20 protein-coding genes and 1 other RNA gene are annotated in these 19833 nt (G+C 45.8%); 12 read left to right on the top strand and 9 right to left on the bottom strand.

All coding sequences use genetic code 11. The features are described 5' to 3' along the window. The 4 genes from IE165_RS09965 to IE165_RS09950 all read left to right on the top strand — a co-directional run bounded on the left by IE165_RS09965 (position 1) and on the right by IE165_RS09950 (position 4196). Positions 1-1077: a Gfo/Idh/MocA family oxidoreductase gene (locus IE165_RS09965; RefSeq protein ID WP_189626459.1), complete on the top strand. Its 1077-nt coding sequence runs from the start codon at positions 1-3 to the stop codon at positions 1075-1077. Further along, complete coding sequence (locus IE165_RS09960; protein ID WP_189626458.1) at positions 1078-2271, top strand: BaiN/RdsA family NAD(P)/FAD-dependent oxidoreductase; 1194 nt, start codon at positions 1078-1080, stop codon at positions 2269-2271. It abuts the gene before it with no gap. A 102-nt stretch (positions 2272-2373) separates the two neighbouring features. Further along, positions 2374-2756, top strand: an RNA gene (rnpB, locus tag IE165_RS09955) — RNase P RNA component class A. A gap of 57 nt (positions 2757-2813) precedes the next feature. Next, positions 2814-4196, top strand: a complete 1383-nt coding sequence (locus IE165_RS09950) for a sigma-54-dependent transcriptional regulator (RefSeq protein ID WP_189626457.1) — start codon at positions 2814-2816, stop codon at positions 4194-4196. 373 nt (positions 4197-4569) lie between these two features. On the opposite strand, the gene IE165_RS09945 is transcribed toward IE165_RS09950, so the two are convergent. Then, positions 4570-5427: an ATP cone domain-containing protein gene (locus IE165_RS09945; protein WP_229826495.1), complete on the bottom strand. Its 858-nt coding sequence runs from the start codon at positions 5425-5427 to the stop codon at positions 4570-4572. 102 nt (positions 5428-5529) lie between these two features. On the opposite strand from IE165_RS09945, the gene IE165_RS09940 reads away from it, so the two are divergent. Both IE165_RS09940 and IE165_RS09935 read left to right on the top strand, forming a co-directional pair. After that, the gene (locus IE165_RS09940) at positions 5530-5832 is read left to right on the top strand and encodes a YgaP family membrane protein (protein WP_189626456.1); all 303 of its coding nucleotides are present in this window, start codon (positions 5530-5532) and stop codon (positions 5830-5832) included. Between the two features lie 161 nt (positions 5833-5993). Further along, positions 5994-6677 carry an SIR2 family NAD-dependent protein deacylase gene (locus IE165_RS09935; RefSeq protein WP_189626455.1) on the top strand — a complete coding sequence of 228 codons (684 nt, stop codon included), beginning with the start codon at positions 5994-5996 and terminating at the stop codon, positions 6675-6677. A gap of 197 nt (positions 6678-6874) precedes the next feature. On the opposite strand, the gene IE165_RS09930 is transcribed toward IE165_RS09935, so the two are convergent. Beyond that, a complete protein-coding gene (locus IE165_RS09930; protein ID WP_189626454.1) occupies positions 6875-7120 on the bottom strand; it encodes a hypothetical protein in 246 nt (81 codons plus the stop codon). 110 nt (positions 7121-7230) lie between these two features. Continuing rightward, a complete protein-coding gene (locus tag IE165_RS09925; protein WP_189626453.1) occupies positions 7231-8292 on the bottom strand; it encodes an NAD(P)-dependent alcohol dehydrogenase in 1062 nt (353 codons plus the stop codon). 812 nt (positions 8293-9104) lie between these two features. On the opposite strand from IE165_RS09925, the gene IE165_RS09920 reads away from it, so the two are divergent. Together IE165_RS09920 and IE165_RS09915 are read left to right on the top strand one after the other, a co-directional pair. Beyond that, positions 9105-9389, top strand: a complete 285-nt coding sequence (locus IE165_RS09920) for a type II toxin-antitoxin system ParD family antitoxin (protein ID WP_229826494.1) — start codon at positions 9105-9107, stop codon at positions 9387-9389. Then, positions 9382-9681 carry a type II toxin-antitoxin system RelE/ParE family toxin gene (locus tag IE165_RS09915; protein ID WP_189626452.1) on the top strand — a complete coding sequence of 100 codons (300 nt, stop codon included), beginning with the start codon at positions 9382-9384 and terminating at the stop codon, positions 9679-9681. Before IE165_RS09920 ends, IE165_RS09915 begins: the two co-directional genes overlap by 8 nt. A 110-nt stretch (positions 9682-9791) precedes the next feature. On the opposite strand, the gene IE165_RS09910 is transcribed toward IE165_RS09915, so the two are convergent. The 6 genes from IE165_RS09910 to IE165_RS09885 all read right to left on the bottom strand — a co-directional run bounded on the left by IE165_RS09910 (position 9792) and on the right by IE165_RS09885 (position 16177). Further along, positions 9792-11036 (bottom strand): sulfate adenylyltransferase subunit 1, encoded by a 1245-nt coding sequence (locus tag IE165_RS09910; RefSeq protein ID WP_189626451.1) that lies wholly within the window; start codon positions 11034-11036, stop codon positions 9792-9794. A gap of 79 nt (positions 11037-11115) precedes the next feature. Further along, on the bottom strand, positions 11116-12006 hold the full coding sequence (cysD, locus tag IE165_RS09905) for a sulfate adenylyltransferase subunit CysD (RefSeq protein ID WP_229826498.1): 891 nt from the start codon (positions 12004-12006) through the stop codon (positions 11116-11118). Between the two features lie 7 nt (positions 12007-12013). Further along, a complete protein-coding gene (locus IE165_RS09900; protein ID WP_189626449.1) occupies positions 12014-12712 on the bottom strand; it encodes a phosphoadenylyl-sulfate reductase in 699 nt (232 codons plus the stop codon). Further along, positions 12696-13289 (bottom strand): precorrin-2 dehydrogenase/sirohydrochlorin ferrochelatase family protein, encoded by a 594-nt coding sequence (locus IE165_RS09895; RefSeq protein WP_189626448.1) that lies wholly within the window; start codon positions 13287-13289, stop codon positions 12696-12698. The genes IE165_RS09900 and IE165_RS09895 overlap by 17 nt, the downstream gene beginning before the upstream one ends. 2 nt (positions 13290-13291) lie before the next feature. Then, positions 13292-14056 (bottom strand): uroporphyrinogen-III C-methyltransferase, encoded by a 765-nt coding sequence (gene cobA, locus IE165_RS09890; RefSeq protein WP_189626447.1) that lies wholly within the window; start codon positions 14054-14056, stop codon positions 13292-13294. Positions 14057-14074: 18 nt separating this feature from the next. Further along, a complete protein-coding gene (locus tag IE165_RS09885; RefSeq protein WP_189626446.1) occupies positions 14075-16177 on the bottom strand; it encodes a ferredoxin-like domain-containing protein in 2103 nt (700 codons plus the stop codon). Positions 16178-16349: 172 nt separating this feature from the next. Between IE165_RS09885 and IE165_RS09880 the strand changes: the two genes are divergently transcribed. Genes IE165_RS09880 through IE165_RS09865 form a run of 4 tightly spaced genes read left to right on the top strand, consistent with a single transcriptional unit; the run spans position 16350 to position 19825 of the window. Then, positions 16350-17315 carry a PstS family phosphate ABC transporter substrate-binding protein gene (locus tag IE165_RS09880; RefSeq protein WP_229826493.1) on the top strand — a complete coding sequence of 322 codons (966 nt, stop codon included), beginning with the start codon at positions 16350-16352 and terminating at the stop codon, positions 17313-17315. A gap of 4 nt (positions 17316-17319) precedes the next feature. After that, positions 17320-18210 carry a phosphate ABC transporter permease subunit PstC gene (pstC, locus tag IE165_RS09875; protein WP_189626445.1) on the top strand — a complete coding sequence of 297 codons (891 nt, stop codon included), beginning with the start codon at positions 17320-17322 and terminating at the stop codon, positions 18208-18210. Beyond that, positions 18207-19061 (top strand): PstA family ABC transporter permease, encoded by an 855-nt coding sequence (locus tag IE165_RS09870; RefSeq protein ID WP_189626444.1) that lies wholly within the window; start codon positions 18207-18209, stop codon positions 19059-19061. The genes pstC and IE165_RS09870 overlap by 4 nt, the downstream gene beginning before the upstream one ends. Further along, positions 19016-19825, top strand: a complete 810-nt coding sequence (locus tag IE165_RS09865; RefSeq protein ID WP_189626443.1) for a phosphate ABC transporter ATP-binding protein — start codon at positions 19016-19018, stop codon at positions 19823-19825. Before IE165_RS09870 ends, IE165_RS09865 begins: the two co-directional genes overlap by 46 nt. The last annotated feature ends 8 nt before the right edge of the window (positions 19826-19833 follow it).

The raw sequence follows: 19833 nt of genomic DNA, 5'->3' as shown, positions 1-19833 counted from the left end.
ATGAAGAAATATAAAGTTGGGCTTATCGGTTTTTCCATTGGCGGTCAAGTGTTCCATGCACCGTTCATCATCGGAAATCCCGGTTTGGAGCTCTATAAGGTTACCGCGAGAAAAGCTGAACAAAAAGCGCTCTTGCATGAACGCTACCCACAAGCTATGGCTGTGGAAAGCGTAGATGACATCATCAACGATGATCTGGTAGACCTTGTGGTGGTGGCTACATCGAACGATGTACACTATCAGTTGGCGAAACAGGCGTTAGCGGAAGGCAAGCATGTGGTGGTCGAAAAGCCATTTACCAATACCACTGCTGAAGCCGATGAATTGATTGCCCTAGCGCAGAAAAATGACCTTTTACTAACGGTGCATCACAACGCTCGTTTCCATTCGGATTTTAAAACCGTAAGAAAGGTTATTGATTCGCAAGTATTGGGCCCGATCGTTAATTATGAGGCGCGGTATGACCGTTTTCGTAACTTCCTGCGCGTAGGTGCTTGGCGAGAGGAAAATTTACCTGGCTCGGGCATACACTATGATCTAGGTGCCCATCTATTGGATCAGGCACTCCAACTTTTCGGTGCTCCGGATTGGATCTTTGCCGACCTTCGCCAACAACGTCAAGGTGCTAAAGCGGTTGACGATTTTGAATTTATACTAAGTTATCCGAAGCTGAAAGTCTCTTTGAAAGGGCAGATGTTAGCGAAAGAGCCTACGGCGCGCTACGCTTTATATGGTTGGAACGGCTCATTTGTGAAACCTGGTACAGACCCGCAGGAAGAACTGTTGCGCGCCGGTGTATTCCCGCACGAGCATGGCGACTGGGGGCTAGAGAGCCCGGAAACCTATGGTAGATTGGCTGTATGGAAAGATGGACAGGACAGCAATGAAACCGTCGCGAGTGAACGCGGTAGCGGGCCAGATTTCTATCAAAATGTGGTAGATGCCCTGCGAGGGCAAGATAGTCTTCGCATAACGGCAGCGCAAGCGCGTGACGTAATCCGACTGCTTGAAGCAGCAGAACAATCGTGGCAAGAGAAGCGCGCCATTTCCCTTAAGGGTGAACTAAAAGCTTACTAGATGGAGTATGATGCGCTGGTGATAGGAGGTGGTGCCTGTGGGTTGATGTGTGCTACGCAAGCCGGCCTTCTTGGCAAGCGGACATTGGTATTGGAGAAAAATGATAAGGTCGGAGCGAAGATCTTAATTTCCGGTGGTGGACGTTGCAACTACACCAATCTACATACCGATATTGAAAATTTCATATCAGAGAACCCCGCTTTCCTTCGTTCAGCCTTTGCGCAATGGACCGTGGATGATACCATGGACTTTTTTAAACAGCATGGGCAGATAACGGGCGAGGAGAAGACGCTAGGACAGCTGTTTCCGAAATCCAACAAGGCGAAAGATATCGTTGCTGTTTTTACCAAACTGATGTATGAAACCGGACAGGATGTATGGTTGAATACAGAGGTTGTGTCCGTTTCGCCCGTCGATGATGGCTATGCTGTAGCGGTTGTAAAGGCAGGAAAACAAAAGATGGTGCATGCCAAGAAAGTGGTTTTTGCATCTGGCGGTCTACCTGTTGCCAAACTAGGAGCTTCTGATTTTGCCATTCGAATGGCAAAGAAATTAGGACTGCAGATTGTGGCTACCGCACCAGCGCTTGTTCCTGTTACGATAACCGGAAAGGACGCGCCTTGGTACGCCTCTTTGGCTGGGAATGCTGTTTTTTCGCGTGTCTACAACGACAAGATCGCTTTTGAAGAAAATATTCTCTTCACACATTGGGGACTTAGCGGGCCAGCGATCCTGCAAATTTCCTCTTATTGGCGTGCTGGCGAATCTTTCTTGATAAATCTGCTGCCGACGGCAGATATAGAACAGCTCATCAAAAAAGAGCGCAACGCTGGAGGGAAACGGACGATCAGCCAATTGCTGCAACCCTATTTCACGCGGAAGATGGTGGAGGCATTGGGCAAATTTCTTCCCATTGACCTCAAAATTGCCTCACTGAGTAAAGCAGATGCCAAACTTGTTGCCGATACGGTACATCACTTTCCGGTAAAGCCCGCCGGTGATAAAGGATATGACAAGGCGGAAGTCATGCGTGGCGGCGTATCAACCGATGAATTGCATGCAAAAAATCTAGAAAGCAAGAAATATAAAGGGCTTTATTTTGGTGGTGAAGCTGTCGATGTGACGGGATGGCTCGGTGGGTATAACTTTCAATGGGCTTGGGCTTCCGGTTATTTGATCGCAAAGGATCTTTAATTAAAAGGCCGATTTGTTCTTTGCTTTAGGCGACTGGACACAACGCTATAAATCTTTGAGCTAATGTAGGCTTTAAGCTGAAAAATATTACCTTTGCAGCAGAAGCAAACTGGTTCTATCGCTGTCCTAATTATTAGGAGAGAGGAAAGTCCGGGCAACGTAGAGCGACACGCTTCCTAACCGGAAGGCTCCCGAACTTCGGGAGACAGAAAGTGCCACAGAAAATATACCGCTCTTTGTAAAGAGGAGTAAGGGTGAAAACGTGAGGTAAGAGCTCACGGTCTTGTATGGCGACATGCATTGCGGTAAACCTCGTGTGTTGAAAAACCAAATAGGTTGCGGAAATCGAAGGCTGCTCGTCTTCTGGCGCTTCGGTGCTGTTCGCAATGGGTAGGTTGATGGAGCCTGTGTGCAAATACAGGCCTAGATAAATGATAGAAATCCTGCGAAGGATACAGAACCCGGCTTACAAGGTTTGCTTCTTTTTTGTAAATTGTCCCTTTATTCACTATTTTGTTTGACTGTTACCAAGAGAAAAATATATGACAACAATCCTGATTATCGACGATGAGCGCCCAATACGAAGTTCGCTGCGTGATATATTAGAATATGAAGACTACAAAGTCCTGGATGTAGATAACGGACAGGAAGGGCTAGAGGTGCTGAAGAAGGAAAAAATCGATCTTGTGCTTTGCGATATCAAAATGAACAAGATGGATGGCATGGAAGTGCTAACCGCGTCACAGGAGATCACAGACACGCCGTTCATTATGATTTCCGGACATGGGACGATTGAGACCGCCGTGGAAGCTGCCCGTAGAGGGGCGTATGATTTCTTGGAAAAACCGCTGGATCTAAACCGCTTGTTGATCACGGTACGGAACGCTTTGGAGAAGGGGACTTTGGTTAAGGAGACGAAAGTTTTAAAGAAGAAAGTTTCCAAGACCAAGGAAATTTTGGGTGCGTCTTCGGGCATCAGCCTGATAAAGGAAACGATAGAGCGCGTAGCGCCGACAGAAGCTCGCGTGTTGGTAACGGGTGAGAATGGTTCGGGAAAGGAACTTGTTGCACGTTGGCTGCACGAGAAATCAAACCGTTCAAGTTCGCCGCTGGTGGAAGTAAACTGCGCAGCGATTCCTTCAGAGCTTATCGAGTCCGAGCTCTTCGGTCACGAGAAAGGCTCCTTTACCTCCGCGGTAAAACAACGTATCGGTAAATTTGAACAAGCGAATAATGGCACCCTATTTTTGGATGAAATCGGGGACATGAGTTTGTCAGCCCAGGCAAAGGTTTTACGTGCGTTACAGGAAAGCAAGATCACACGGGTGGGGGGCGAAAAGGAAATCGATGTGAATGTCCGTGTCATAGCTGCAACAAATAAAGATCTGTTGAAAGAGATTGATGCGGGAAATTTCCGGATGGACCTTTACCACCGCCTTAGCGTCATCTTGATTCATGTTCCCTCGTTAAATGAACGCTCGGACGACATCCCCATTATTGCAACAAGCTTTTGCGAAGAAATATGCGGAGACTACAATATTCCGACAAAGGAAATTACGGGATCTGCCATGCAAGCGCTTCAGGCGTTGCCGTGGACAGGAAATATTCGGGAGTTACGCAATATGATTGAAAGATTGGTTATCCTCAGTGATAAAAAAATCACCGATCGCGATGTCAACCTCTATGCAAATCCATCCGGTAGTCATGTTAGCATGCCACAACAGGAAATAAAAAACGGAAACGTCTTTAATTTTGACCGTTTTGAGTCTTTTCAGGACTTTAAGGATCACGCGGAAAAGGAATACATTAATTTTAAGCTGGACAAAAACGCTTGGAATGTTTCCAAGACGGCTGATGAGATTGGTATACAGCGTAGCCATTTATACCATAAAATAGAAAAGTTTGGATTGAAACGCGCAGATTAAAAGAAATGGCCGGAAGTTTTCCGGCCATTTCTTTTAATCATTGAATTTTCGCTTTTGTCTACGATAGAGGACAATTATAATGAGCAGGACAAGTATAACTCCAACGATAATAGCTGCAGTGGGCGAGGTTTCATGCGACGGTGCTGCCATATCATCGGTCTGAGCTTGCGCAGCAATTGTTAAATAACTAAATAGAATTAAAAACCCCACTTTTCTCATAACTTGATTGTTTAAAAATTTATAATTCAGATAATGTAACTACATTTCTTGAGCATTCCAAATACAGTGTCGCAAATTTCGCGCCTATTTAATAAATTTTGGTAAAAAGTTGTTAAATGTATATGACCTTTCCGCGAAACGACAGGTAGAAAGATTATTCGACACGGACCGGACTGCGCACGAGATCTTCCGCCTCTTGCATAATCTGACTTGCCCTGACATCATCTACGTTCAAATCCTCCAAAAACTTAGGGATAGCTATCAATTCTCTTACCAAAATGCATGCATGCTTTAATAATATCGCTTTTTCCTCGGCTTTCAAGGTCGTTAGGCAGGTGATCGGATACAACCCGTTGTCATCGACGCGCGTTTTGATACTTCCTTCAGCAGGATAGTCCCAAGAAAGGAGGTTCAGCTTATAATATGTTCCGAAAGATTTGGCATCAGCTGTCAAATATGCGTTTGTCACTAACCAACCTTCGGAGAATTTGAGTGTTCGTCCAAAGAACGAGAACGGAATATGACGGATATCGTTCACTCGAGACAACACATACATCGGCGTTGTAACTGATATTTTGGTTTCTACGTCATTTCGGAATTTACACTCGATAGCCAATAGTTCGTTTTCTTTGCTTGCTACCACATCGATCTCGTGCGTAACCGCATGTCCTTGTACGATTTGGCTCGTTGTCGTGGCATAACCGTCTGAAGCAAATAGCTTGGCGATCCAGCGTTCGAAATAAAAGCCTTCAGGGCCTAGCTCGCGAAGCGCCTTTTTTAAACTATATCGCGCAGCGTAGGCCCTTTGCTGGACTTTCAAACAATCGAAGGCCAACTCATAGAGCTCGCGGGTAGTGATTCCATCGTACAAATGCCCTTGAATATCGCGGTAAACTCGCTCAACCTCTTCTTTCGCGGCACCGGAACGTATCAACGATTGCCGTAAGCTATCGGAATTAAAGGGTACTACCTCACCTGAATACTTTGTTACGCGGATGTCCTCTACGTTCATAATGAAAAAATTTATCGCTCTATTTACGAAAAAAATCGAGGTATTGCAAATACTGGAAAACATTTTGAAACAACTTGATGTTCTATGTAAAAAACAAATGTTATGGGAATTGTAGATCTAGCTTTCAATAAAGTAAAAGAGAAAATTGACGAAACCTGTGCTCATGGTGAGATATCGGATTCAGAACGTGTATTATCCGTTGTGGCAGGTGGTTTTATCTTAGCCTTCAGTGTGAAGCGTGTTTTCAGAAGTCCGCTAACCGCTATTTCCGGGCTGACGCTTGGAAGCGCCTTGTTAACGCGTGGCATTACAGGCAGCTGCCCAATTAAAGGTGCGATAAACCAGGGTGTGGAAGATATCGAGAAAAATGTCACGGTTATCGAACACCGCCATATTGTAAAGTAGTTAGCAACCAAGAAAAACCGGGTCGCATGCTGTAAAGTCCGTCGGTTCGTCCCCGACGGACTTTACGCGTTTTATCAGGCCGTCGCTCGTTCCAAGGCCGCTATCACCTCAGGCCAAAATACCTTATCTTTACCGTACTATAAAATCCATATAAGGAATATATGAAGAAACTTGTTGTTTTTACAGGTGCAGGCATCTCTGCGGAAAGCGGATTAAAGACATTTAGAGGTTCGGACGGGCTTTGGGAGGGATACGATATATCCGATGTTGCCACACCGGAAGGTTGGAAACGCAATCCAAAACAGGTACTGGAATTCTATAACCTTCGTCGTAAACAATGTATTGCTGCAGAACCTAATGCAGCCCACAAAGCGCTATACGATTTGGAAAAGCAACTAGATGTCCAGATCATCACGCAAAACATAGACGATCTGCATGAACGAGCAGGAAGTTCCAACGTTTTACATTTACACGGCGAAATCCGGAAAGCACAGTCAACCCTAAACCCTAGGTTTATTTACACAATGAATGAACCATGCTTAGCGCTTGGTGATACGTGCGAGTTGGGATCTCAATTAAGGCCGCACGTGGTATGGTTCGGAGAACCGGTGCCTAATTTGGAACGTGCGATTCAGTTAACACGCGCCGCCGACATTTTCGTGGTCATTGGAACTTCTTTGCAAGTGTACCCAGCTGCCAGCTTAATCGATGAAACAAAGCCTGGGTGTGAGGTCTATTTGATAGACCCAGCGGCTGCTTCCTTACCGGTGGACAGCGCAGTTCATAAGATACCATACAACGCTGGCGAAGGTATCCATATGCTGCGGGAAATGCTTACCGAATAATATTCTGATTAGACTTTTAAGTTGTTGATAATGAAAATATTATTTATAAATGCATGATGTTTTATTTTAGGTGAAGCACATTAGAAGATCGTTATAATCAAAATGTATGCCGAATAAAATTCGGTATACATTTTGATTAAGTTTATAACATAATGTTTGTCAATAGCTTATTGAATCTAACAAACTTTTTAGTTTACTTAATCATACCGCGAAAAGGCATCAAAAAATGACGACCTCATGGCTGTAAATTGGGCCAGTACGGATACGATGAATGGCTCGTCAAGCAATTCGAAAACACCGTTGACTCCCCCTACGACGTCTGTTTCAGCGATTTTGTATGACTGTTCTAAACTTCCTTGCTCAAATTTGATAATAAACTTTTGATTCATGGAGAATATGGAGATCTTGCAATCGGGGTGGGGTAACTCGGCTATGATACGCATAAATTAGTATATGGATATTGTTATTATAAATCTTTACTATGCTGCTCCGTCAGACAGAAAAAAACAACGGAAGTTGTAGTCTGTCGGAGGGGGAGGGTATTCCCCACCAATTAGCTCTGATCTTTGAGCGAAGACATATCAATCACAAACCTATACTTCACATCACTTTGCAGTAAACGATCATATGCGCTGTTTATGTCCTGCATATCGATCAGTTCGATGTCGGAAGTAATATCGTGCTTACCGCAAAAATCCAGCATTTCTTGCGTTTCTTGAATACCGCCAATCATTGATCCTCCGAAAGTTTTCCGCCCTGGAATAAGGCTAAAAGCGGCCACAGGGAGCGGATGTTCCGGAGCGCCTACTAAGGTAAGCGAGCCATCCCGCTTCAATAAACGAAGATATGCATTGATATCATGTGATGCAGAAACGCAATCCAAAATAAAATGGAGCGTACCCGCATGCTCACGCATCTGGACGTTATCTGTCGATAGGATAACCTCATCCGCGCCCAAGCGTTTTGCATCTTCCACTTTCCCTGAGGATGTTGTAATAACGACAACATGTGCGCCCATTGCCTTCGCTAACTTAACACCCATATGTCCCAAGCCACCAATACCCACAATGCCCACTCTTTTGCCGGGGCCGACATTCCAATGGCGTAGCGGGGAATAGGTCGTAATCCCTGCGCATAACAACGGCGCCGCAGCTGCGGGATCTAGGTTTTCAGGAACATGCAAGACAAAATCTTCGTCCACGACAATGCGTTGCGCATAGCCACCGAAAGTCTGTTGGTTTAGATGTCTGTCAGGGGAGTTGTATGTATTGATATTTCCCTTTTCACAATATTGCTCTAGGCCGTCTTTGCAACTTTCACATTCCCGACAGCTATCCACCATACAGCCAACAGCCGCCAAGTCACCCACTTTAAATTTTGTGGCTTCATGGCCAACTTGAATTACTCGGCCTACGATTTCGTGACCGGGAACATTTGGATAGACCGTGTTATGCCACTCGTCGCGAGCCGTGTGTAGATCAGAGTGGCATACGCCACAGTAAAGAATGTCGATCTCGACATCTTTTGCCGCAACGCATCTACGTGGGATTTCCATCAATTTTAAATCCGCATCTGCAGCCGTTGCTCCAAATGCCTTAACTGAAAATGTATGCATATCGAAATGTTGTTGATGTTGTTTAAATATGCTACAATATACGCAATAACATCGAATGGAGCGACCACAGTCAGCACTTTGTGAACCATTCCCACCCGACAATGCTTACACTTGGCTTTTCGAGCTATCCATAGCGCGCTATTCCGAAGAGCGCTCTTATTGCCAATACCGTATATCGATCCTGTTTTGAACTGGCATGAATTTGGTTCACATGCATGGTAGCAAATCTTAACAAGCAACAGACACACAAACCATGATTGCCGTACCTCAAATTTACTTAAAAAAGCGTTCGAATTAAATGAATATTTTGAAGCGAACATGAACAAATGGCTCTGCGTGATCAAGCGAGAATTCTGGACAGATGATCAAACGCTGTATTTTGGTTTGCTAAAAGAATATAATGAAAAGGAAGGCAACAAATATACATTTTACCAAATCAAGATCCTTGAATAATGTTCACTGATGTTTCATAAAATTAAATGACGTACAGTCGCACAATTGAGTGGTGTCCACGTGGCAAGAGGGGATTTCCACAATCCTTTATTTAACATAATATAAATTATAATATATTATGCTGGTCGTGTATTTGGGGTGGTTTCAGCTATATAATTGCCTGAATTTGCCATTTTGCATTTAAACGACAACTTACTGTATAACAACGACAATGCGTTGCGCAGCAACAAAATTACGTTGTCAACATGCAGTGTGCTGTTGCTGTATAACACTAAGGCATTTTTTATCACTATCTTCCAAGCGATGGCGCGCTGTCCACTGAACCCAAAATAATTAGTATTTGAAAAAAATACCAAAATTTGGTAACTTTAATAAAAAAAAAGGAAAAAGTTATGGGACGCAATACCTCTGTATCATTGGGCGATTACTTCGAAGATTTTGTTGAGCATAGCATTGCCGACGGCAGATACAAAAATGCAAGCGAAGTAATTCGGGCAGGGCTACGACTGCTTGAAGAGGAAGAAAACAAGGTGCAAAGGCTTAAAAATGCCATTGAAGAAGGCATTAATAGCGGCGTAGCTAAAAATTTTGATGCAAGAAAACATTTAGCCAACTTAAAATCCGCAAAGAAAAAAGATGGCTAAATATGTATTGACTAATAAGGCGGTTGAAGATCTCAGCAGGATTTGGGATTATACTTATGAAATGTGGTCGGAAAACCAAGCCGACAAGTATTATGAGCTGATAATTTCGACCTTTGTGGAAATAGCAGAAAACCCTGATTTAGGCAAAAGCTATGAAAAGATATCGAAAAAGATATTAGGTTTTAAAGTTGGTAGGCACATTGTATTTTACAGAACGCTGGCAGTAAAGGAAGTTGAGATTGTAAGGGTGCTGCACGCAAGAATGGATTTGAAAAATAGACTGAGGGAATAATTGCGGTCAATATGCTTTGTAAATATTTTAGCAATCTATAACACAAAAAGCTATCTGTTTCCAAATAGCTTCTTAATATTATTGAGTCGTTAATTAAAACGTCGAGTTACTTAAGCAATATTCTCAATCATCAGCGCGGCCACCGTTAAGTTGCTACGTGGGTCAATTAAAATAGCACGTGAGTTTTCAGGGAAATCATCATGTTTATCAAAGACCACATCAGTAGCTGCTTTCAGGCTTACTTTACCGATGTCGTTTAGCTTGATTTCTTCTCCGAATAGTTTCTCTTGGCTATTGACATCAAATTTGTAAAATACATCGGTAATTTTAACCTTCGTGAGCGTGCTGTGGTTCTGCAATAGATATACTTGGCTGTCATCCAGCGATTTGCTGTCGAACCAACAAATATTGGCATCAAAAGCACGTTCGGCAAGCGCCGGCCGATTGCTGGGTACGATAAAATCGCCTCTGGAAATATCCACATCATCGTTCAGGTGGACGATAATTGATTGGCCGTCGTGCGCTTCCTCCAATTGATTTTCTGCCAGCTCAATAGCTTTCACGGTGCTGCGTGCACCGCTCGGCAAAACGATGACCTCCTCGCCCACCTTGAGCCCCTCTCCCAGCACGCGCCCGGCATAGCCCCGGTAGTCATGCAGCTCGTCGGTTTGCGGACGCACCACCCACTGTACCGGAAAGCGCCATGGCTGCTCTTTGTTATCTTCCAGCTCTACCGTCTCTAGGTAATCCAATAAGGATACACCCGGATACCAAGACATTCTTTGTGAAGCATGGACAATATTATCACCTTTTAGCGCTGACACCGGCAGGAAGTCTACATGTTCCAAGCCCAGTCTGCTAGCCAGCGCGAGGTAGTCGATCTTGATATTTTCATAAACCGACTGGTCAAAGTCGACCATATCCATCTTGTTCACACATACCAATACCTTCTTAAGCGCGAGCAGCTTCGCTAAAAAAGAATGGCGCTTGGTTTGTTCAATCACACCTTTACGGGCATCGATCAGGATAATGATCAAATCCGAGTTTGATGCGCCCGTCACCATATTGCGGGTATATTGGATATGTCCCGGTGCATCAGCGATAATAAACTTGCGGCGCTCTGTCTGAAAATATTTGTAGGCTACATCAATGGTGATACCCTGCTCCCGTTCGGCCTTCAGCCCATCTGTTAAGATCGCTAAATCGACGGTGCCGTCGTTGTTCTTTCTATTCGCTTTTTTTATAGCCTCCAGCTGGTCGTCGAGAATGGAATTGGTATCGTATAGCAGGCGACCGATCAATGTGCTTTTGCCATCGTCCACCGAACCTGCTGTTATAAACTTTAGTATATTCATTTTGTTACTGGTAGTGGGTATTGCGTAATGCGTATTGCGTATACAATCTCTATACACGATACGCACTACGCATTACCAATTAAAAATATCCCTGTTTTTTACGTTCCTCCATGGCTGCTTCCGAGACCTTATCGTCCATTCTGGCGCCACGTTCGCTTACGGTAGATGCTTTGATTTCTGCGATGATATCGTCCAATTCGACGGCAATAGAATCTACGGCGGCGGTACAGGTCATATCACCTACTGTTCTGAATCTAACAGATTTATGTTCAACGATATCTTCCTCATCAATCTGCAGGAAAGGTGCGGCTGCCATCCATTGTCCGTTGCGGAATACCACATCACGCTCGTGACTAAAATAGATGGAAGGAAGGGCAATCTTTTCGCGCTTGATATAGTTCCACACATCCAGTTCCGTCCAGTTGGAGATTGGAAATACGCGTACATTCTCCCCCTTGTGAATCTTGCCATTGAAGATGTTCCATAGCTCGGGGCGTTGACGCTTGGGATCCCACTGCCCGAACTCATCGCGCACGGAAAAGATACGTTCTTTGGCACGCGCTTTTTCCTCGTCGCGTCTTGCACCACCGATACAGGCATCAAAACCATTTTTTTCGATGGTCTCCAAGAGCGTCACCGTTTGCAGCGCATTTCGGCTAGCATTTTTACCTTTCTGCTCCACTACCTTTCCTTGGTCGATGCTATCCTGCACCAAGCCCACGATAAGCTTTTCACCCGTTTGCTCGATCAGCCAGTCTCGGTAGGCGATCGTTTCGGGGAAGTTGTGCCCCGTATCGATATGCACCAAAGGAAAAGGAAACTTGCCTGGGCGGAAAGCCTTCTTGGCCAAGTGCACCAAGGTAATGGAGTCCTTTCCTCCCGAGAACAACAGTGCCGGATGTTCGAACTGTGCGGCAACCTCACGGAGGATATATATGGCTTCAGCTTCTAAATGATCTAAATAATCCATTCTCTCTTTATTTCGTTGTAACATGTAAACCACATTCTTTTTTACTCTTGTCTTCCCACCACCAGCGACCGGCACGAAAATCTTCGCCCGGCTGTATCGCACGTGTGCAGGGCTGGCAGCCGATGCTTGGAAAGCCCTTGTCGTGCAGCGGATTGTAGGGAACGCCATTTGCCTTTAAAAACTGCTCCACATCAGCGAGCGTCCAGTAAAACAAGGGATGTATCTTGATGATATGATTGGCTTCATCCCATTCTACGGCCGACATATCCTCCCGGTTGGCCGATTGATCGGCACGAATCCCCGTGATCCAGATCTCAAAGCCTTTGATGGCCCGCTGCAGGGGTTCAATCTTTCGAATAAAGCAGCATTCCTTACGGTTCTCGACGGACTCGTAAAAACTGGAAGGCCCCTTTGTGGAAAGCAGCTCTTCAACCGCTTGGGTATTCGGATAGTAGGCCTTGATAGGCAATTTGTAGCGCTCTAGGGTACGGTTCCATACGTAGTAGGTTTCCGGAAAGAGACGCCCTGTTTCCAATGTAAAAATGCTGGCTGTGCTTTTAGCTTGCGCCAGTAGGTGCGTAATCACCTGGTCTTCTATACCAAAAGAGGTAGAAAAGACCGCGTCGCTACCATATTTTTGCTCAACATAGCGGATGATGTCGATCGCTTCTAGCCCTTCAATATCTTGTTTAATTTGTGCTATCATGCGGCTCCTTTCTCAACATATTCTTGGTATGTGCATTTAGCAAACGAACCTTTTCGTGAAAGTCGCCTTTCAGACCGTTGCGCAGCTCGCCCATTAAGGTAAGCGTTTCATCGATTTCCTCAGGCAGCAGCTCGTCCAAAAACTCCTTCAGGCGCTTGGCGATGGTTGGCGACTTGCCATTGGTGGATATGCCAATCTTGAGGTTGCCCTTTCGCACTACCGAGCCTAAGTAAAAGTCGCATAAGCTAGGCTTATCTGCTACGTTGAGCAAGATATTCCGCTCGCTGGTTTTCTTGCGGATGGATTCATTTAACACCGGATTGTTGGTCGCCAGTACCACCAAATCCACGCGATCCAAATCGCTATCCACAAAAGATCGCTGTGAAACCTGCACATCCGGATAGGCGGCGACGAGTTCAATCACCTCCTTATCTACCTGTTCGGCCACAAGATGTACTTTTGCGGCTGGCGAGTTGCCCAGCAGCGCTTGCAGCTTTTCCAAGCCTACAGGACCGCCACCAACCAGCAGCGTCTGCAGTTGGTGAAGCTTCACATATATGGGGAACAGCTCGTTCATACCTATTGCGCGATGGTTTTAAGTTCTTCTTTCAGGCGTTCAAAAGCATGGTGTTTGGTAACCACCTCTCCTAAGACGATGATAGCTGGTACACCCACTTCCTTTCGTTTGGCCTCGTCCAATATGGTATTGATGCGACCCAAAGCGATACGCTCGGTAGGCAGCGAGCCGTTTTGGATCAAGGCAATGGGTAGATTTCCTTTACCTTGCTGCTTGTACAGGGCGACGATTTGCGCTAATTTTGCGTAGCCCATCAACACCACCACGGTGGCGCTGGTCTGTGCGGCTGTTTGCAGATCGGCAGACAGCTGTCCGTCGGACGTAGCGCCCGTGATCACCCAAAAGCTCTCACTGATGCCGCGATAGGTTAGCGGAATCTGCTGCAAACCGGTTAATCCCACCGACGAGGATATGCCCGGCACCACCGCTGTCGGGATATCAAACTGGCGTGCGTAATCGAGCTCCTCGCCACCGCGACCAAAAACAAAGGGATCTCCCCCTTTTAAACGTACCACATGGCCGTGTGTCAAGGCATAGTCCACCAATAGTTTATTGATGTAATCCTGCGAGGTGGATATACGTTCGGCGCGTTTGCCTACATATATTTTGGTGCAACTGGGTTTTGCGTAGTCCAATAGTTCTTCATTGACCAAGGCATCGTAAAGGATGACGTCGGCCACTTGTATAGCTTTTACCGCCTTCAGGGTAATCAAATCCGGATCCCCCGGCCCTGCTCCCACAAGCGTTATAAATGGTTTAACTTGCATTGATCTCTCCTCTCTCTTTTAAGTAGTTACCCGTAGGTCTTCTCGTCTGCTCGCACCTTCATAGTGAAAAGCTGCCGCCTGTTTAATAAACAGCTCAGCAAACTGATGCGAAGGTTCGATTTTATTGATCTGCAGCACACGCTCGCCGAATGAAGTCGGGAACTCGAATATACCACTTTCCACGTAATGTTTATCAAATTCCTGAATCACTGCCGCCTGGCTGCTAGCGTTGATCCCTTTGTCCAACAGCAATGCTTTTGCTGTCCACACAAAGGAGCTGTAAGCATGATAAATGGCATCGGCATACTGCTCTTCCTCAAAGGCTTTATTGGCCAGGTCCACCTTCTCTTCGGCTTCCAACAAAAGTGTGGCCACCAAGTCAATGACTACACCGGCACATTCACCTACACCAATTGCCGTAGCAAAGCTTTCCTCATGTCCCCAGTCGATAAATTCATCATCAGAAAGTGTCGTCAGGTCCGATAAAGGCTTCAGCATACGGTAGAAATAATCCTTGGTTTGCCGGTCATAGTATGCGTGGAAATTCTCATCCTGCTGGCGGTTTGCTTTGTAGTCGGTCAGCACAAGGTCCACTACGTTGAGTACACGCTTGGTGGGCACCTTGATCACGCGCTCGGCCACACGGCCTACGCCATTGCCAACGGTTCCGCCGCCTAGCATCACCTGCGCTGCTGGCACCACTTTGCCGGCTGCTTTCACCGAGCTGCCGTGAAAACCGATATGCGCCAATCCATGCTGGCCGCAGGAATTCATACAGCCGGAGATCTTGATCTTTAGGTGTTGCTCGTAGATAAAATCCTGGTGAAATTCATGGATGTACTTCTCCAGGACGCGCGCCATCTCTGTAGAGTTTGAAATACCGAGGTTACAGGTATCCGTTCCGGGGCATGTCGTCACGTCTGATGTACTGTTATATCCGGGTTTGGCATAGCCTAGTTCCGTCAATACATTAAAGATATGAGGCAAGGATTCCGGACGTACATATTTGAATAGCAAATTTTGATCTTGCGTGATGCGGATGTCATCGGCAATATGTCCCTGAACACCACTTACCAGCATGCGCGCTTTATCGGTAGGGATATCGCCGGTTAGTATCTTCACATACACCCCATAATATCCTTTTTGCTTTTGCTCGAAGGTATTGGTAGCCTTCCATAGTTCGAAAGCGAGCTGATCCACTGGCTCTGCCGGTGTTACCACCGCTGTTGGCGCTTCCGGTTGCGGAATGAGGTCGCGGTCTACACGGTATGTTTTTATCTTGTTTGCAGTACGCTCCTCATCGATCAGGCGCAAGACTTCCTCTAGGCCAAGCTTTTGTACCAAATACTTAAAGCGTGCCTTGTTCCGGTTGTTGCGTTCGCCATAGCGGTCAAATACCCGCAAGGCAGATTCTATATAAGGCAGGACATCGTCCTCCGGCAAAAAGTCAAATATAGGACTGGCAAGAAAAGGCTGCGAACCCAGTCCGCCGGCCATCATCACTTTAAAACCCCGCTTCTCTTCGCCATCAACCATCTTGACCTTAGGAATAAAGCCAAAATCGTGTATATAAGAAAAGGCGGTGTCTTTGTCGCTGGATGAGAACGACATCTTGATTTTGCGGCCCATCTCTGCACAAAAGGGGTTGCGCAGGAAATAGGCAAAGGTGCTTTGCGCGTAAGGCGACACATCGAAGGGTTCGTTCGGATCAATGCCCGAAGCGGGTGAAGCCGTGACATTGCGCACCGTGTTGCCACAAGCTTCGCGAAGCGTCATGTCGTCTTCGGCCAACTTGGCCCATACTTCTGGTGTTTTGTCGAGGCTCACATAGTGAATTTGAATATCCTGTCGCGTGGTCAAATGCAGGTTCTTGCTAGCATACTGATCAGATATGTCGGCAATTTTCAACATTTGCTTGAAGGTAATACGGCCAAAAGGCAGTTTGATGCGCACCATTTGTACACCACTTTGCCGCTGCCCATATACACCACGGGCAAGCCGTAACGAACGGAATTTCTCTTCAGGGATCTCTCCGCCCTGAAAGGCCCTTATTTTTTTCTCCAGCTCTATTATCTCGTGTTCTACAACTGGATTTTCTAATTCTGTGCGGAAACTCTGCATACTGTCTTCTCTTCTCTTTTAAGATTTTGGCAATCATCAGTAGATATTACTGAGTTCTTTTCAATAACTTGAAGACAAAGTTATAAAATAATTATCTACTTACCACAGATTATCTATCAATTTAGTATATATTTGTAAAAATAATCAATTGCTCAAACAAAAGAAGAGATAAGTGCACATACGTAAATATTTAAGTTACAATCTATTATTGTTGTTTATCGCCGTATCCTGTGCCCCAAAGGTGAAGGAAGGGTACGATGAAAAAACAGGTTTTATCGGAACGATATCGATTTCGGGCGCGTTTGCTTTGTATCCCATTGTCGTTTTATGGAGCGAGGATTTTAAAAAGATACATCCCAACGTACGTTTCAATATTTCAGCAGGCGGAGCCGGTAAAGGTATTTCCGACGTACTGTCTAATATGGTCGATATCGGCCTGGTATCACGTGACCTGCACGAGCAGGAGCTTGCTCGGGGTGCATTTCCGGTGCATGTTGCCAAGGATGCTGTCGTAGGCACTTTCAACAAAGTGCATCCCAACCATGATCTGCTGCTGCAGCGCGGGCTTACGCAGGAAGAGTTGATTGGTGTCTTTGTCGAAAAAAAGTACCGCTTATGGAGTGATATTGATGCGCGTTTCGTTAAAGAACCTATTGAGGTATACGTGCGGTCGGATGCAGCCGGAGCGGCAGAAACTTGGGCCAAGTTTTTGGGTGAGCGTCAGGAAGGATTAAAAGGCGTCGGGATTTTTGGAGATCCGGGTTTGGCACAGGCCATTAAGGATAAGCCCTTGGCGATAGGATTTAATAATATCAACTATGTGTTCGATCTGAAGAGCAAATCTACGGCACAGGGTATTGCGGTGGTACCAATAGATATCAACGCGGACGGAAGGATTGCTGCCGAAGAAAATTTTTACGACAACCTCGATTCCTTAACGTCGGCCGTGGCCACGAATCGATATCCATCTCCGCCTGCGCGGGATTTGACATTTGTGATCCGTAGCGATAAAAGAACAAAGTTACTCAGCGAGTTCATCCGCTTTGTATTGGATAAACAGCAGCAGGGCTACCTTTTGGAAAATGGTTACGTCCCGTTGAACGAAGAGTTGAAGGAAAAGGAACTAAAAAAATTGTAAGCACGTGAACTGGAGATTGATTAAGGACAAGTTAGCCGAACGAAGTTTTGCTCTTCTACTACTATCATCTGTCGTCGTGATCTTTTTGATCTTGATCGGCCTGACTATGAAATCAGTGCCCCTACTTCGGGCCGAGAGTTTATTAACGGTGTTGACAGACAGTGTGTGGTCACCATTGAAAGGGAATTTTGGATTCCTGCCCTTTATCATGGGAACCATTTGGGTGACCATGATTTCTTTGATTATTGCCGTGCCGCTATGTGTACTCGCCTCCGTGTATTTGGTGGAATATGCCAGCGAGGCCTTGCGCAAAATGGTACTTCCCTTAATGAATGTGTTGGCGGCTATCCCGCCAGTACTTTATGGGGTATGGGGCGTGCTATTCGTGGTGCCGATATTGAGCGACTACATTGCGCCGCTGCTTGGCGTAAATACCACAGGATACACGGTGTTTGCTGGGGGTATTGTTTTGGCGGTGATGATCTTTCCCATCATGATCAGCATCATGGTGGAGGTGTTGCAAACCATTCCGCAGGAGTTGAAAGCTGCTTCGCTGTCGCTGGGAGCCACCAAATGGGAAACCATTACCAAAGTCATACTGGTGAAGGCAAAGCCGGGCATCCTTGCGGCTATCGTGCTTGGGGTATCGCGGGCTTTTGGTGAAACGGTGGCGGTACTGATGGTTTGTGGAAATATTCCACAGCTACCAAGCTCCCTGTTTGATGCAGGGTATCCACTGCCAGCCCTTATTGCCAATAACTTTGGCGAGATGATGTCCATTCCGCTATACGACTCTGCCCTGATGTTTGCGGCGTTGCTCCTGTTCGTACTTATATTCGGATTCAACTTGTTATCACGCATCATATTAAACAGATTGGAGGAAAAAGCACAATGAGTAATGTGAAAAGTAGATTACGCAAGGAGAAGATCGCTAAAATAGCGATGCAACTGTCGGGCATGGCGATCACCGGCTCCTTGTTTTTTATCGTGGGCACCATCCTATACAAAGGTCTACCCTACCTTTCTTGGGAAATGGTGTCGCAAAGTCCACAAGGTGGCTTCTACATTGGCAAGGAAGGTGGTATCTTTAACGCTATATTAGGCTCCTTGTACCTTGCCACGGTTTCTACCGCCTTAGCAACCCTCATTGGTATTCCTATTTCGATCTACCTCAATATGTATGTGAAGAGCGGTTCTTTCCTAGAGCGGGCCTGCAAACTGCTTTTCGACGTGCTTTTTGGTATTCCCTCCATTGTATATGGCGCGATTGCATTCAGCATCATGGTTTGGATCGGGATACGGGCTTCCCTACTGGGTGGTATCATCACCATCACCTTGCTGACCATTCCCATCGTCGTGCGCACGATCGATGAGCTATTGAAGACTATTCCAATTGATTTACAACATGTGACTTTTTCCTTGGGCAGCACACGTTGGGAGACTGCGAAGATGTTCTTACGCTATATTCGTCCAGGTATTTTCACCGCTATATTGCTGGCATTTGGCCGAGCGATAGGTGATGTTGCCGGTGTATTATTGACCACTGGCTTTAGCGATAACCTGCCCAAGTATATCGACGAACCTTCGGCCACGCTTCCCCTAGCCATTTTCTTTCAGCTAAGCAGTCCTATTCCTGAAGTGCAGGGACGGGCCTACGCTTCTGCTCTCGTTTTAACATTTATTATTTTAATCATCGTTATATGCACGCATCTACTAGCATCCAAACAGCAGAAACACAAGATTTAGTCGCTTTGGCCACGCCACATATACAGATTAAAGATCTGAATGTTACCATTGAAGGAAAGCGAATACTAAAAAATATCAATCTTTCGATTCCGAATAATTCGGTTACGTCGATTATCGGGCCCTCCGGTTGCGGGAAGACTACCTTATTGAAAACACTGAATCGCTTGGTAGATGACACCAAGGGGGTTGAAATTTCCGGATCGGTGTTGGTGAACGGTGAAGATATTTATGCGAAGGATGCCGAGGTAACCCATATTCGCAAAAAAATGGGTTTACTATCACAAAAGCCATTTCCACTGCCTATGTCGATCTTCGAGAATGTGGCCTATGGACCGCGTATACATGGCGAGCGCAACAAGAAATTGCTCAAACAGATCGTCGAAACCCAACTGCGTAATGTGGGCTTGTGGGAAGAGGTGAAAGAACGCCTCGATGCTTCGGCAACGCGATTATCTATTGGGCAGCAGCAACGGCTGTGCTTAGCGCGGGGGTTGGCCGTGCAACCGGAAATCATCTTAGGTGATGAGTCTACCTCGGCCTTAGATCCCATATCCACGCAGACTATCGAAAACCTGTTGATCGAACTGAAGAAAGATTATACCATTGTGCTTGTCACGCATATTTTAAGACAAGCACGGCGCGTATCCGACTATATCCTGTTCGTCTACAATGGTGAGGTGGTCGAGTTCGGAAAAACGGAAGATGTACTGCTGAACCCACAAAACGAAATCACCCAGCAATATGTGAAGGGATTTATTAGCTAGTATATATA

Origin of the sequence: Sphingobacterium griseoflavum, from assembly GCF_014653155.1 — a bacterium.
In the GTDB taxonomy this organism is placed as follows: Bacteria; Bacteroidota; Bacteroidia; order Sphingobacteriales; family Sphingobacteriaceae; genus Sphingobacterium; species Sphingobacterium griseoflavum.
Note: the sequence above shows the minus strand (reverse complement) of the source record. Positions and strands in the feature narration are given on the sequence as shown.

Coding starts and splice junctions, on each gene's coding strand:
- IE165_RS09910 (WP_189626451.1), bottom strand. CDS start 11,036: ATGAATATACTAAAGTTTATAACAGCAGGTTCGGTGGACGATGGCAAA.
- IE165_RS09900 (WP_189626449.1), bottom strand. CDS start 12,712: ATGATAGCACAAATTAAACAAGATATTGAAGGGCTAGAAGCGATCGAC.
- cysD (WP_229826498.1), bottom strand. CDS start 12,006: ATGGATTATTTAGATCATTTAGAAGCTGAAGCCATATATATCCTCCGT.
- IE165_RS09915 (WP_189626452.1), top strand. CDS start 9,382: ATGGCTAAATATGTATTGACTAATAAGGCGGTTGAAGATCTCAGCAGG.
- IE165_RS09935 (WP_189626455.1), top strand. CDS start 5,994: ATGAAGAAACTTGTTGTTTTTACAGGTGCAGGCATCTCTGCGGAAAGC.
- IE165_RS09885 (WP_189626446.1), bottom strand. CDS start 16,177: ATGCAGAGTTTCCGCACAGAATTAGAAAATCCAGTTGTAGAACACGAG.
- IE165_RS09960 (WP_189626458.1), top strand. CDS start 1,078: ATGGAGTATGATGCGCTGGTGATAGGAGGTGGTGCCTGTGGGTTGATG.
- IE165_RS09940 (WP_189626456.1), top strand. CDS start 5,530: ATGGGAATTGTAGATCTAGCTTTCAATAAAGTAAAAGAGAAAATTGAC.
- IE165_RS09870 (WP_189626444.1), top strand. CDS start 18,207: ATGAGTAATGTGAAAAGTAGATTACGCAAGGAGAAGATCGCTAAAATA.
- IE165_RS09925 (WP_189626453.1), bottom strand. CDS start 8,292: ATGCATACATTTTCAGTTAAGGCATTTGGAGCAACGGCTGCAGATGCG.
- IE165_RS09930 (WP_189626454.1), bottom strand. CDS start 7,120: ATGCGTATCATAGCCGAGTTACCCCACCCCGATTGCAAGATCTCCATA.
- cobA (WP_189626447.1), bottom strand. CDS start 14,056: ATGCAAGTTAAACCATTTATAACGCTTGTGGGAGCAGGGCCGGGGGAT.
- IE165_RS09895 (WP_189626448.1), bottom strand. CDS start 13,289: ATGAACGAGCTGTTCCCCATATATGTGAAGCTTCACCAACTGCAGACG.
- IE165_RS09965 (WP_189626459.1), top strand. CDS start 1: ATGAAGAAATATAAAGTTGGGCTTATCGGTTTTTCCATTGGCGGTCAA.
- IE165_RS09945 (WP_229826495.1), bottom strand. CDS start 5,427: ATGAACGTAGAGGACATCCGCGTAACAAAGTATTCAGGTGAGGTAGTA.
- IE165_RS09950 (WP_189626457.1), top strand. CDS start 2,814: ATGACAACAATCCTGATTATCGACGATGAGCGCCCAATACGAAGTTCG.
- IE165_RS09865 (WP_189626443.1), top strand. CDS start 19,016: ATGCACGCATCTACTAGCATCCAAACAGCAGAAACACAAGATTTAGTC.